This is a genomic window from Acidovorax sp. Q11 (assembly GCF_054950075.1).
Window position 1 is genome coordinate 1 of record NZ_JBUDZG010000026.1, and the last position, 12,664, is coordinate 12,664.

Below are 12,664 nucleotides of genomic sequence, written 5' to 3' on the forward strand. Positions count from 1 at the left end.
CGACCCCGCTTGCCACTGGCAGGTGCGTACCACTGCATGTCTTGGTCCAGCCAGATCGTCAGCGACCCTCGGGCCTTGAGCGCCGCGTTGTACTCCGTCCAGTTGGTGGTCTTGTAGCGGGCCTTTGGCCCTTGGGGTTCACTCATACACTGAGACTACCAGTGCAATGGGGTCGGTTTGTGCAACAAAGCCCCCCCCAGGTGGACAACAGCTGGTTTGCGCAGGGTCTGGTGCAGCCTGGTCGGCCGGTGGCCAGCGTCAAGCAGCCCGGCCGCCCCGGCGTGGGCCACCAGTGGTCATACCTGCCCGATGTGGCGCGCACCATGGTGCTGCTGCTGGAGCGGCGCGCTGAGCTGCCCGCGTTTGCCCCCTTCCACATGGCGGGGCACTGGGACGCAGACGGCACGCAGATGGCCGACTCCATCAGTCGCGCAGTGGTGCGCAGTGGCGGCGCGGCGCCCCGGGTGCAGGCGTTTCCGTGGTGGCTGGTCACGCTGGCATCGCCGTTTGTGGCGACCTTGCGCGAGCTGCGCGAGCTGCGCGAAATGCGCTACCTGTGGCAGCAGCCGGTGTGCATGGCCAACGACCGCCTGCTGGCCGTGCTGGGCAGCGAGCCCCACACCCCGCTGGATGTGGCGGTGCAGGCCACGCTGCAGGGGCTGGGCTGCCTGCCCACAGAGCGGCTCACTGCCCCAGGTAGCCCGCAATCACCAGGCCAGCTTCCAGCGTGAACAGGCCCTGGGCCACCTGCGTGCGCAGCCCTTCCAGCGGCAGCAAGTCAAAACGCTCGACCTCGCCATCCTGGTTGTTGGGCTCCATGCCCTCGGGAACCTGGGCGCAGAACCAGTCGATGCGCTCGTGCATGTAGCCCGCGCCGCCGCCCTCGCGGCTCGGGCGGCTGAAGTCCACATGGCCGCCGTGGCGCAGGCCGTGCAAGGCCTCCACCCGCAGCCCTGCTTCTTCCCAGGTCTCGCGCGCCAGGGCCCGGGGCAGCGAATCGGCAGCCGAGACCATGCCGCCCATCAGCGTGTCCCAGAGGCCGGGGTTGTTGGGTTTGGTCATGGAACGCTTTTGCACCCACATGCGGCCGTCGGGTGCCAGGCCCACCAGGTGCACGGCGCGGGTGGTGATGCCCAGCACCCGCACGGCGCCACGCTCCACCGTGGCCACCACCTCACCGGCGGGGTTGCACACGGCCAGTTGCTCGTTGCGCCAGGGGCCACACAGGTCTGCGTCGCGCAGGGCCGCAGCCAGGGTGTTGAGCGCCTCCGTGGCCGCGCCCGTCGGCACATCCAGGTGCCAGGCGGGCGCACCAGAATGCTCACTATTTGATAGCTTAAAACGCTTATCCAGAAAGCGGTGGAGGCCGATTTTGTTCAGAAAACCCTCCGCCACCGATCCCACCACCTGCCCGGCCACCAGCAACGGCTGGCGCGGCAGCTTCGGGGGCTGCTGCGCCGACGCGCGTGCGCCCGCCAGCCAGTGCTCGAACGAGGGGTTCTGCACGTCGGCGTTCACAGCGTGAGGATGGTGCAGCCCGTGGTCTTGCGCGCCTCCAGATCCCGGTGCGCCTGCTGCACCTCGGCCAGCGGGTAGCGCTGGTCGATGTGAATCTTGACCTGCCCGCTGGCCACGACGGCAAATAGGTCGTCGGCCATGGCCTGGGTGGCTTCGCGCGTGGCGATGTGGGTGAACAGCGTCTGCCGCGTGACGTAAAGCGAGCCCTTGGCGCCCAGGCTGCCCGGCGCAAATGGCGGCACCGGGCCCGAGGCATTGCCGAAGCTGGCCATCAGGCCAAACGGCCGCAGGCACTCCAGCGACTTGTCCCAGGTGTCCTTGCCCACCGAGTCATAAACCACCTTCACGCCCTTGCCGCCGGTGATCTCTTTCACACGCGCCGCGAAGTCCTCGGTGCTGTAGTTGATAGCGTGCGCCGCCCCGTTGGCCAGGGCCAGCTGGCACTTGGCATCCGACCCCGCCGTGCCGATGAGCTGCAGGCCCAGCGCCTTGGCCCACTGGCTGGCGATCAGGCCCACGCCACCGGCGGCGGCGTGGAACAGCACAAAATCGCCGGGCTCCAGCCCTTCCACCGGGCGCGTCTTTTTCAGCAGGTACTGCGCCGTCAGGCCCTTGAGCATCATGGCCGCGCCGGTCTCGAAGCTGATGGCGTCGGGCAGCTTGCACACGCACTTGGCGGGCATCACGCGCACCTCGCAATAGGCGCCCGGCGGGTTGCTGGCATAGGCGGCGCGGTCGCCCACCTGCAGGTGTGTGACGCCCTCGCCCACGGCTTCGATCACGCCCGCGCCTTCCATGCCGATGGTGGCGGGCATGGTGAGCGGGTACAGGCCGGTGCGGTGGTACACGTCGATGAAGTTCAGGCCGATGGCGTGGTGGCGGATGCGGACTTCGCCGGGGCCGGGGTTGCCCACGGTCACATCAACCACCTGGAGTTCTTCGGGGCCACCGTGCTGGCGGATCTGGACGGCAAGGCTCATGGCAAACGGTCTCCTCAAACAAACGGGAAATGGGGGTGGGAACGGCGGCCATCCTGCCACGATTCATGCGGGCGTGCCGCGTGTGGCAGCAGCGCCGATGGCGGCCTGGGGCCTTGTGGCCTTCCGGCAGCGGGGCAAGGCATGCACCGTTACAGTGCAGCCTCATGACTCACAAACTCACACCCGGCACGGCCGTGCTGCTGGTGATTCCGCCCCTGCTGTGGGCGGGCAACGCCGTCACGGGGCGGCTGGTGCATGACCTGATTTCCCCCGCCGCCCTCAACTTCATCCGCTGGGTGCTGGCCTTTTTCATCCTGCTGCCGCTGGCGCATGGCGTGCTGCGCACCAACAGCCCGGTGTGGCCGCACTGGCGCCGCTATGCGCTGCTGGGGCTGCTGGGCATTGGCCTGTACAACGCGCTGCAGTACATGGCGCTGCAGACGTCCACGCCCATCAACGCGACGCTGGTGGGTTCGAGCATGCCGGTGTGGATGCTGGCCGTGGGAGCGCTGTTTTTTGGCGCGGCCGTGACCCGGCGCCAGGTGGTGGGTGCGCTGTTGTCGGTGTGTGGTGTGCTGCTGGTGCTGAGCCGGGGCGAATGGGCACAGCTGCTCGCGTTCCGCCTGGTGCCGGGCGATTTGTTCATGCTGCTGGCCACCATCTCCTGGGCGTTCTACAGCTGGCTGCTGGCGCGCACCAGCGAGCCCGGCAGCATCCGGGGCGACTGGGCGGCCTTCCTGATGGCGCAGATGGTGTTTGGGCTGGCCTGGTCGGGCAGCTTTGCCGGGGCCGAGTGGGCCACCGGCCACACACACACCACCTGGGGCTGGCCGCTGGTGGCAGCGCTGGCCTTTATTGCCGTGGGCCCTGCGGTGCTGGCCTACCGCTGCTGGGGCGTGGGCGTGCAGCGGGCGGGGCCTGCGGTGGCGGGCTTTTTTGTCAATCTCACGCCCTTGTTTGCGGGGCTGCTGTCGGCCGCGTTTCTGGGCGAAACGCCCCAGGCGTTCCATGGCGTGGCGTTCGCGCTGATCGTGGGCGGGATCGTGGTGTCGTCGCGACGCTAAGAGTTTTTTATAAAAACCGGCCTTACCGCGCGACCATCATGCCCATAAAGCTATCAAAAATATAGCACTCATTCCATCTGTCCGCAGCACGGGCCCGCACCGCGGCTCTCAGCGGGGCAGGTCGAAGTCTTCAGCCGTGGCGGCGGCCGGTTCCAGCAGCGCCTCCAGTTCCGCCACGGGGACGGGCCGCCCCAGCAGGTAGCCCTGGAAGTAGGTGCAGCCGTACTGGGCCAGCAGCTTCTTTTGCGCCTCGGTTTCCACGCCTTCGGCGATCACGTCCAGCTCCAGGTTGCGCGCCATGCCCAGGATGGTCTGCACGATCACGTCGTCGGTGTGCCGCAAACCCAGGTTTCGCACAAACGACTGGTCGATCTTGAGCTGGTCCAGCGGTAGCCGCGTGAGGTAAGCCAGCGACGAGTAGCCGGTGCCAAAATCGTCCATAGAAAAGCGCACGCCCTTTGTCTTGAGCAAACCAATCTTAGCGATGGTGTCATCCACGTTTTCCAGCACCAGCGATTCGGTGAGTTCGAGCTTGAGCAGATGGGGGCGCGCGCCGGTTTCGCGCAGCACCTCGACCACCCGGGCCACAAAGTCACGCTGGCGGAACTGCCGCGCGCTCACGTTGACCGAGAGCTGCAAGTGCTGCAGGCGCGGGTTGCCCTGCCAGGCGGCGAGCTGCTCGCAGGCGGTGCGCAGCACCCAATGGCCCATGGGCACGATGAGTTCGCTTTCTTCCGCCACGCCGATGAAGGCCCCCGGCGCCACCAGGCCCCGCTCGGGGTGCTGCCAGCGGATCAGCCCCTCGGCGCCCACCATGCGGCCATCCAGGTGGAACTGCGGCTGGTAGTGCAACACAAACTGCCGCGCTGTGAGCGCCGCCTGCAGGTCGGCTTCGAGCTGCGCGCGCAGGCTGATGCTGATCTGCATTTGCGGATCAAAAAAGCACAGCGCGTTGCGCCCCTGCGACTTGACCTGGTACATGGCGATGTCGGCCTGCTTGAGCAGGTCGACCGACGACTGGATCGCGCCGCCCATCAGCGTGGCGCCGATGCTGGGCGTGCTGTGGTGGGCATGCCCCCCGAGCGTGTAGGGCACATTGAGCTTGCGCAGGATCTTTTCGCCCACGCGGCGGACATAGGCGCCCGCCTCTTCGCTGCTGGCCGACAGGTCGCCCAGCATCACCACAAACTCGTCACCACCCAGCCGGGCCACGGTGTCCTCGCGCCGCACGCAGGTCTTCAGGCGCTGGGCCACCTGGCGCAGCAGCATGTCGCCCACCTCGTGGCCCCGGGTGTCGTTCAGGGTCTTGAAGTGGTCCAGATCAAGAAACATCAGGGCCCCATACTGCCCGCTCCGCGCGCTGGAGGCGATGGCCTGCTGCATGCGGTCCATGAGCAGGCGGCGGTTGGGCAGGTTGGTCAGCGGGTCGTAGAACGCCAGGTTCTCGATCTCGGCACTGGCGCGCCGCAGGGCCGTCACGTCGTGGTAGCTGATGACCAGGCCACCGTCGGGGGTGGTGCGCTCCGTGATCTGGATGGTGCGGCCGTTGGAGTAGGCCTGTTCGTGCGTTTCGTGCTGGGGCTGCTTTTGCCGCAACAAACGCTGTTCCACCCAGCGCGCATGTTCATCATCGGCAAGGCGCGGGTGGTGGTGCTTGACGGTTTCCTCGATCACCGTGCGAAAGGGCAGCCGGGGGGCGATGACGCCGCGCAGCCAGGGGAAGATCACCTCGAACTGGCTGTTCCATTGCACGACGCAGCTGTTCTTGTCGAGCAGCAGAAAGCCGCTGACCATGGACTCCAGCGCCTGGTCCAGCGTGGCCTTGGACTGCGCAATGGCCACGCGGGCCTGCGAGAGGCGGTCCAGATAACGAAAAGCCAGCCCCCCCGCCGCCAGGATCATGGCCACAAACACCAGCGCGGTCAGCCCGATCGCGTCGCGCTGGTCGCGCCAGCTGCTCAACGCCTCGTGCAGCGGAATGCTCGCGGAGATCCGCAGGTCCTGGTACAGGATGGGCCGGAAGACCACCAGGGCAGGAGCCCCCGTGAGGCGCGCCGGGGCCTTCCACTCCTGGCCCAGGTCGGCCAGCTCGGCCAGCGGCGGCGCCAGCGTGGGGGCGATGACCTCCTCGCGGCCGGGCACGCCCAGCAGCAGCTGCCCGCCAGCCCGCTCCAGCGTGACCTGCAGGCCGCTGATGTCTACGCCCTGGAGCAGCACCGCGCTCAGCGCGCCCACCGGCAACTCGGCCACGGCGGCCACGCGCGTGTTGTCAGCCAGACGCAGGTGGCGCGCGAAATACAGAACCCGTTCGGAGCTGGCAAAACTCACCACCGGGGCGCTGACCATCAGGGTGGACACCGACTGCTCCAGCACGGACTCCAGAAAGCCTGCCGGCAGCTGTACGGCCAGCGCGCCACCGGCCGGATCGGAGGACGCCATGGTCTTGCCCGTGGTGTCCAGCAGGGCCACATAGCGCACCATCAGGTTCTGCCGGGTGGAGCCGCGCAAACGCTGGCTGGCCGATTCCGCATCGATCCAGGGCGCCGTCGTGTTCGACAGGTTGAGCAGCTCGTCCATGCTGGCCAGCAGCACATCCACCGTCAGCAGCGAACGGTTGAGCGCAACCTCGGCCCCCGCCACAAAACGGGTGGCCTGGGCCTCGCTGTCGTTGAGCGCCACCTTGCGGGAATTCCAGGCCAGGGCGGCCGCCACAATGGCCACGGCCGCCACAAACACCACAACCCCAGCCCCGACAAAGGCCTTGATGCGCAGTGGCGTTATAGGTTCTCTCATTGATCTATTTGACGGGCGCGGCCAACAGGCCACGCGCCGGGCCAATCGTCTGGTTCCAGGTTTGCGCGCAGCGCGCGCCGCAGCGCTGCACCCAGCGCGGCAGCACGGTGGAGGCCAGTATCTCCTGGCGGCTGCGCTCATCCTGAGGCGAAGCGGGCACCACCACCATGGCGCCCTTGGTGCCTCCGGTGCAGGTGGAAGCGCCCCGGTTACAGGCCAGGCCTTCAGCCGTTTCGCGCTCGGACTCGGCCCATATGGCGGACTCCAGCCGGGGCAGCTCGCGCTTGAGCAGTTCGCGCAAGTCGGAGGGTAGGCCCGCCCAGGCCGCCTGGTTGGCGCCAAAGATGGCCAGGCCCCATGTCACAGGCAGGGTGTGCACATGGGAGGTGAGTGAGGGCAGGCCCAGCATATTGCCCGACATGGTGCCCGTGATCGCGCATTCGGTATTGCCCGCCGTCAGACTAGGCACGATTTGCGAGAAACTGGTCAGCACCGGCACACCGCCCAGCGCACCCACAAAGTCCGCCTGCGTGGAGGACGAGACCCGAACGCGGCGCCCCGACAGGTCGGACAGCGCACGCAGCTGCTTCTTGCAGAACACGACCTGGGCCGGGTACACATAGATCGCGAGCGCCTCCACGCCATGCTGCTCGCGCAAGGCCTTTTCCAGATAAGGGCGGAAGGCGCCCAGGGTGACCTTGAGTGTGGCGATGTCGGGGTTCAATCCCGCTAAATCGGGGGCGGTGTACTCAGGGTACTGCGAGGTGAACGAGCTCATCAGTGTGGTGCCAAACGGCACCACGCCCAATTGAAGCAATCGCAACATCTCATTGCCGGGCACGCCTGCACGGTCAAAGGGCACGATCTCTGCCTGGAAGCGCCCACCGCTCAAACGGGACAACTCTTTGCTCCAGAAGGGCTCTTCCTGGCGTGTGTATTGATTGATCGTGGCCAACCCACCCACCACACGCAGCTTGAACGGCGCAGCAGCGCTGCTGCCAGAAGGGTTCGCCGCGTGCACCCCACCCCATGCGACAAGCGCTACACATAGAAGCAGTGCCTGGCGGCGAAGGCGGGAGGTCAAGGGGCAGGGGATGGTGAACATGGCAAACAATGGAGAGCAGTATTCCACCAATTTTTCAGCCCAAAAGGCAAATTGTCGGCAAAACGCCACGCGTGAGCCTTCGAGAGAACTGGTGCGTGGCATGGCCCCTCCCCCAGCCCCCCACTCGGTCTCCCGAAGGGGCCTGGTAGCTGCTGCAACCCAGTCACTCGCCGCCATGCGCCGTCAGAAGGTGCCTGGGTAGGCGCCACCATCGGTAAGCACGTTCTGGCCGGTCATGTAACCCGCCTGCTGGCTGCACAAAAAGGCACAGATCGCCCCGAACTCATCGGCCGTGCCATAACGGCCCGCCGGGATATGCGCCTGCTGGACGGCACGTACATCCTCCACGCTTTTGCCCGCCTTGCCTGCAGCCGCAGTCACGGTAGCCGCCAGACGGTCGGTGTCGAACTTGCCAGGCAGCAGGTTGTTGATGGTCACGCCCCGCGCCGCGATCTTGCTGCGCGACACGCCCGCCACGAAGCCTGTGAGGCCACTGCGCGCGCCATTGGACAGGCCCAGGATGTCGATGGGGGCCTTCACGGCACTCGACGTAATGTTGACGATCCGGCCAAAGCCCCGGGCCGCCATGCCGTCCACCGTGGCCTGGATGAGTTCGATGGGCGTGAGCATGTTGGCATCCACTGCCTTGATCCAGGCGTCGCGGTTCCAGTCGCGGAAATCACCAGTGGGCGGTCCCCCGGCATTGGTCACCACGATGTCGAAATCCCGCCCTGGGCCACCCGCCACGGAGAACACCGCCTCACGCCCGGCAGGGGTGGTGATGTCGGCCGCCACGGCCAGCACCTGGGGCACCTGAATTTCAGACTCTTTGAGCCCCTTTGCGCGTGCCTGATTTGCACCTTCAGCTATCAAACGGGTAGCAGCCTGATCGAGTGCCTCGGCATTGCGGGCGTTGATGACCACGTTGACGCCCTCGCGCACCAGCGCCTGCGCACAACCAAAGCCCAGCCCCTTGCTGGCGCCGCACACCAGCGCCCATTTGCCTGCGATACCCAAATCCATAACAATCTCCAAGTTGCACACTGATACATATAGCGTGGGCAAATCATAAATGGAGAGTTGAACCATGAAATGGCTGCACCCTAACGCTCTGGCCACCTCGCTGGCAGGGGTCGCGCTGGCCCTGGTCACAGGCGCCACCCACGCCCAGGAAAGTGCCGTAATCAAGCGCGCCACGCAGTTGCGCGACAGCCCCGCAGACAACGGTGCCAGCGTCGCCCCGCTGGAAGCCAACACGGTCGTGACACGCAGCAGCGAGCGCAAAGGCCCCTGGACCAAGGTGAGCGCCCCCCAGGGCACCACAGGCTGGGTGCACATGTTCGACCTGGGGCCCCAATCGGGCGCGGCAGCGGCCAGCAACAACACCGCCACTGGCGGGCTGCGAGGCCTCGGCGGGCTGTTCGGCGGCAACAGCGGCGCGAACACCACCACTGCAACCTCCACAGTGGGCATTCGCGGCCTGGACGCCGAAGACATTGCCAAGGCACAACCCAACCCGGCCGCTGTGGGCAGGGTTGAAGGCATGCGGGTGAACGCCGACCAGGCGCGCCAGTTCGCCAGCTCCGCGTCGCTACAAGCGCGGGACGTGCCCGCGATGGCACAACCCGCCTTGCCGTCCGGTGGGTCCGGCAGCCGCTCCGGTGGCAGTTCCGGCAATCCGTCCGACCCCAACTACAGCCCGAACTGAGGAGATGAACATGCACCGGAACTTCGGCTGGAAGCGCTGTGCAGGGGTGGCCACCCTGTTGACTGCCCTGGCGGCGGCCCCCCTGGCGGCCCACGGCCAGAACGTCATGAACAACCTGCTGAACTCCTTGGGCGGCGGCCTGGGCTCGGCGATCACGGGCGGCAAGGCCGCACCGGCCGCGCAAGGGGACGACCTGATCAGCCTGCTGACCCAGTCGCTGAACAACATCGACGAGCCCAAGGAAATCGAGATCGGCCGCCAGCTGGCCGCCCTGCTGCTGGGCGCCAAGCCCGCCCACCCGGACATGGCGCTGCAACGCTACGTGAACCGCCTGGGCCGCTGGATCAGCCTGCAGTCACCCCGCCCCGGGCTGCCCTGGACCTTTGTGGTGCTGGATGACGCCGGGTACAACGCCTTCGCCGCACCCGGCGGTTATGTGTTCGTGACCAAGGGTCTGATCGACCGCTGCGCCGACGAGTCCGAACTCGCGGGCATCCTGGCGCACGAGATCACGCACGTGACCGCCAAGCACCACCTGCAGGCCATCCGGCAGAGCGCCATGGCGGGTGTGGGCACCCAGCTGCTGGCCTCGCAGATCCGCACCGGCAACGTAGCGGGCCAGCTTGTCAAAGACCAGCTGCTGTCGCTTTTCCGCACGGTCTACACCAAAGGGCTGAGCCAGTCCGATGAATTTGAAGCCGATCGCAGCGGTGTGGCGATGGCGGCCAAGGCAGGGTTTGACCCATACGGGCTGGTGTCGGTGCTTCAGCAGCTGCGCAGCGTGACGCCAGACAACCCGATGTTCACGCTGACCATGTCCACCCACCCAGCCGCCCAGGCCCGCCTGGACTATCTGGAGCAGTCCATGGGCCGACAGCTTGATGGGCTGGGGGGTTCCCGGGCAACGATTGCGCAGCGCCTGGGCGGTGGTGGTGGAGGCGGTGCACCAGCCGCCCCCGCACCTGCCAACCGGCCTGCGCCCGCCGTAAAAAAGGCGGGTTGAGGAGGCGCCAGCACCTGCTGCAGGGTGCGGCGGCCCCGCTTCACGCCTCCTGGCGGCGCGCCAGACGGGTGAACACAAAAATCCCCGCAACCACCAGCGCCGTGCCCGCCGCCACCCAGACGGTGAAGGGCTCGCCCAGAATCCACACTCCCATGAGGATGGTGGACAGCGGCCCCACCATGCCTGCCTGGGCGGCCATGCCCGCGCCAATGCGCTCGATGGCCATCATCACCATCAGCACCGGCGCAGCTGTGCACAACGTGGCGTTGAGAACAGACAGCCAGATCACCTCCGGTGCCACCACTGCGGCGCTCAACGGCCGCAGCACCACGAACTGCGCCAGGCAACACAGGCAGGCCACGGTGGTTGCCAACCCCACCAGGCGCAAGGAGCCCAGGCGTTGCACCATCTCGCCGCTGTAGACCAGATAGATGGCGTAGCTCACGGCGCTCAGAAACACCAGCAGCGCCCCCCAGGCCACGTTGGGGTCCTGCAGGTTGGCCTCGTGGCCAAACACCAGCACCACCCCGCAGTAGCTGACCAGCATGCCCGCTGCCTGAGCCCAGCGGATGCCCCGGCCATACAGCAGCCAGCCCAGCAGCACGACCAGGGTGGGGTTGAGGTACAGGATGAGCCGCTCCAGGCTGGCGCTGATGAAGGCCAGCCCCGCAAAGTCCAGAAAACTCGCCAGGTAGTAGCCTGTGACCCCGAGGCCCAGCACGCCCAGCCAGTCCTTGCGGCTCAGGGGCGGTTTGCCCCGGCTGGCCCACCAGGCCATCACGGCAAAGATGGGCAGTGCGAACAGCATGCGGTACATGATGAGCGTGACCGCGTCCACGCCGTGGCGTACGCCAGCTTGACGATGATGGCCTTGCCACTGAATGCGATGGAGCCCGCCAGCGCCAGCAGCAGGCCCGACGCCATGTGCGCCCTGGCAGTGGGTGCTGGTGTGGAGACCTGTGCAGATGGAGATGGGGCTGAAGACACGGGGCCTCGATTTTTTTGTCAGGACACACGCGGGCTGAACGCGCCATGCACGCTCTGCCCGCAGGCCAACGAGTGTGACAGGCATCCAGCCCTGGGGCCATCGAAGCTAAGCGTGGGCACCCCCTTCATCAACGATGGCAAGGAGTGGCGCAAGCCCCGCACAACCCCATTGCGCTGGGGGCCAGCTCAACCGTGCTTGTGAAACACCTTGTGGTGCAGGCGCCGCAGCGACCACCACACGCCCACGGCCACCACGGGGATGGCAATGGCTGCCGTGGTTTCAGGTGACAGGAGCCAGCCCAACTTTTGTGCCCCCTTGGCCAGGTAGCTCACCAGGCCCACGATGTAGTAGGTAATCGCCGCCACGGACAGGCCCTCCACAGTGGACTGCATCTTGAGCTGCAGGTCCTGGCGGTGGTTCATGGTGGTCAGCAGCGCCTGGCTGCTTTGCTGCTGCTCGATCTCCACGCGCGTGCGCAGCAGGTTGCTCATGCGCGAGACGCGCTGCGACAGGGCGTCCTGGCGGCGCGCAGCCCACTCGCAGGTGCTGCGTGCGGGGGTCAGGCGACGGTCCATGAACTCGCGGATGGTCTGCATACTTGCCAGGCGCGATTCGGCAATGTCCTCGATGCGCTTGTCCAGCAGCTCGAAGTAGGCGCTGCTGGCCGAAAACCGCGAATGCGAGGCGGCATATTGGCTCTCCACCTGGCCGGCCAGCCGGGTCAGGCGGTCCAGCAAGGCCGGCTCATCGTCACGGTTGGCGGTGCGGATGGCATTGGCCAGCTCGGCCAGTTCGCGCTCGGCAAAGGCCAGGACGCTGGCCGCTTCGCGGGCGGCGGGCAGGCCCAGCAAGGCGGCCATGCGGTAGGTTTCGATTTCCAGCAGGCGCTGCACAAGGCGCCCCAGGCGGCGCGGCGTCATGCCCCCCGCCAGCAGCACCATGCGCGAAAAACCGTCGGCATGGATGGCAAAGTCGGTGTAGACCTCGCCATGGCCGTCGGCCACGGTGGAGGCCACCAGCGTGTCCTCGTGCAGCACATGCTTGACCAGCGAACCCGAGCCGAAAGTGTGCGTTGGCAGCACCCACAGGTTCAGGCTGCACAGACACTGCCCGGGCAAGGCGGCCAGCCAGTCGCGGGGCACTGCGTCCATGGCGCTGGCGGGCTCGCGCTCACCAAAAGCCTCCACGGGGGCAGGCACCATGAAGGTCCAGGTGACGAACTCGGTGTGCAGCTCCCAGCGCATGCGAAAGGCGCCCAGGTCCATCCGCAGGTGGGTGGTGTGGGCATCGGGCAGGGCCATGTGGTGGTCGCGCAAAAGCGCGGCCACATGGGCCCGGCTCGCCTCGCGCCCGGCGGCATCGGCCAGCATCACGATGTGTGCGATGGCCAGGGGAGCATTCATCGCCTCGGGCGGGCGGGCGTGGATTTCGTTGTGCAGCATGGCCCGATGGGGGTGCTGCGCGGGATGGAATGGTGTGGGCATGCGGACCTCTGCCTGCGATTG

9 protein-coding genes and 3 pseudogenes are annotated in these 12,664 nt (G+C 66.9%); 4 read left to right on the forward strand and 8 right to left on the reverse strand.

Annotated elements, in window-relative coordinates; all coding sequences use genetic code 11:
- A pseudogene (locus ACYZGB_RS17630) lies at positions 1-146 on the reverse strand (IS5/IS1182 family transposase); the annotation flags it as partial.
- Between the two features lie 48 nt (positions 147-194).
- Between ACYZGB_RS17630 and ACYZGB_RS17635 the strand changes: the two are divergent.
- Positions 195-731, forward strand: a pseudogene (locus ACYZGB_RS17635) (Rossmann-fold NAD(P)-binding domain-containing protein); the annotation flags it as partial.
- Here the strand turns inward: ACYZGB_RS17635 and ACYZGB_RS17640 are convergent.
- Complete coding sequence (locus tag ACYZGB_RS17640) at positions 685-1,518, reverse strand: NUDIX hydrolase (protein WP_462390156.1); 834 nt, start codon at positions 1,516-1,518, stop codon at positions 685-687. The pseudogene ACYZGB_RS17635 and the gene ACYZGB_RS17640 overlap by 47 nt on opposite strands.
- Positions 1,515-2,498, reverse strand: coding sequence for a quinone oxidoreductase family protein (locus tag ACYZGB_RS17645; RefSeq protein ID WP_094285362.1), 984 nt, complete (start codon positions 2,496-2,498; stop codon positions 1,515-1,517). The genes ACYZGB_RS17640 and ACYZGB_RS17645 overlap by 4 nt, the downstream gene beginning before the upstream one ends.
- Before the next feature lie 164 nt (positions 2,499-2,662).
- Between ACYZGB_RS17645 and ACYZGB_RS17650 the strand changes: the two genes are divergently transcribed.
- Complete coding sequence (locus ACYZGB_RS17650; protein WP_462390158.1) at positions 2,663-3,562, forward strand: DMT family transporter; 900 nt, start codon at positions 2,663-2,665, stop codon at positions 3,560-3,562.
- A gap of 108 nt (positions 3,563-3,670) precedes the next feature.
- Here the strand turns inward: ACYZGB_RS17650 and ACYZGB_RS17655 are convergent, their stop codons facing one another.
- From ACYZGB_RS17655 to ACYZGB_RS17665, 3 genes are all read right to left on the reverse strand, one after another.
- Entirely contained in the window at positions 3,671-6,355 is a 2,685-nt protein-coding gene (locus ACYZGB_RS17655) for a bifunctional diguanylate cyclase/phosphodiesterase (RefSeq protein ID WP_462390160.1), read from the reverse strand.
- Between the two features lie 4 nt (positions 6,356-6,359).
- Positions 6,360-7,460 carry a TRAP transporter substrate-binding protein gene (locus ACYZGB_RS17660; protein WP_462390162.1) on the reverse strand — a complete coding sequence of 367 codons (1,101 nt, stop codon included), beginning with the start codon at positions 7,458-7,460 and terminating at the stop codon, positions 6,360-6,362.
- A gap of 183 nt (positions 7,461-7,643) precedes the next feature.
- A complete protein-coding gene (locus ACYZGB_RS17665; protein ID WP_462390163.1) occupies positions 7,644-8,483 on the reverse strand; it encodes an SDR family oxidoreductase in 840 nt (279 codons plus the stop codon).
- A 64-nt stretch (positions 8,484-8,547) separates the two neighbouring features.
- On the opposite strand from ACYZGB_RS17665, the gene ACYZGB_RS17670 reads away from it, so the two are divergent.
- The gene (locus tag ACYZGB_RS17670; RefSeq protein ID WP_462390165.1) at positions 8,548-9,168 is read left to right on the forward strand and encodes an SH3 domain-containing protein; all 621 of its coding nucleotides are present in this window, start codon (positions 8,548-8,550) and stop codon (positions 9,166-9,168) included.
- A 10-nt stretch (positions 9,169-9,178) separates the two neighbouring features.
- Positions 9,179-10,171 (forward strand): M48 family metalloprotease, encoded by a 993-nt coding sequence (locus ACYZGB_RS17675; RefSeq protein WP_462390167.1) that lies wholly within the window; start codon positions 9,179-9,181, stop codon positions 10,169-10,171.
- A gap of 40 nt (positions 10,172-10,211) precedes the next feature.
- Here ACYZGB_RS17675 and ACYZGB_RS17680 read toward each other — a convergent pair.
- Both ACYZGB_RS17680 and ACYZGB_RS17685 read right to left on the reverse strand, forming a co-directional pair.
- Positions 10,212-11,095: pseudogene (locus ACYZGB_RS17680) on the reverse strand (DMT family transporter).
- A 249-nt stretch (positions 11,096-11,344) separates the two neighbouring features.
- Positions 11,345-12,643 carry a DUF3422 family protein gene (locus ACYZGB_RS17685; protein WP_462390168.1) on the reverse strand — a complete coding sequence of 433 codons (1,299 nt, stop codon included), beginning with the start codon at positions 12,641-12,643 and terminating at the stop codon, positions 11,345-11,347.
- Positions 12,644-12,664 lie beyond the last annotated feature (21 nt).

What these genes read in the sequence shown, in the direction of transcription:
- ACYZGB_RS17650 (WP_462390158.1), top strand. Translation starts at nt 2,663, where the DNA reads ATGACTCACAAACTCACACCCGGCACGGCCGTGCTGCTGGTGATTCCG.
- ACYZGB_RS17665 (WP_462390163.1), bottom strand. Translation starts at nt 8,483, where the DNA reads ATGGATTTGGGTATCGCAGGCAAATGGGCGCTGGTGTGCGGCGCCAGC.
- ACYZGB_RS17675 (WP_462390167.1), top strand. Translation starts at nt 9,179, where the DNA reads ATGCACCGGAACTTCGGCTGGAAGCGCTGTGCAGGGGTGGCCACCCTG.
- ACYZGB_RS17685 (WP_462390168.1), bottom strand. Translation starts at nt 12,643, where the DNA reads ATGCCCACACCATTCCATCCCGCGCAGCACCCCCATCGGGCCATGCTG.
- ACYZGB_RS17645 (WP_094285362.1), bottom strand. Translation starts at nt 2,498, where the DNA reads ATGAGCCTTGCCGTCCAGATCCGCCAGCACGGTGGCCCCGAAGAACTC.
- ACYZGB_RS17670 (WP_462390165.1), top strand. Translation starts at nt 8,548, where the DNA reads ATGAAATGGCTGCACCCTAACGCTCTGGCCACCTCGCTGGCAGGGGTC.
- ACYZGB_RS17660 (WP_462390162.1), bottom strand. Translation starts at nt 7,460, where the DNA reads ATGTTCACCATCCCCTGCCCCTTGACCTCCCGCCTTCGCCGCCAGGCA.
- ACYZGB_RS17655 (WP_462390160.1), bottom strand. Translation starts at nt 6,355, where the DNA reads ATGAGAGAACCTATAACGCCACTGCGCATCAAGGCCTTTGTCGGGGCT.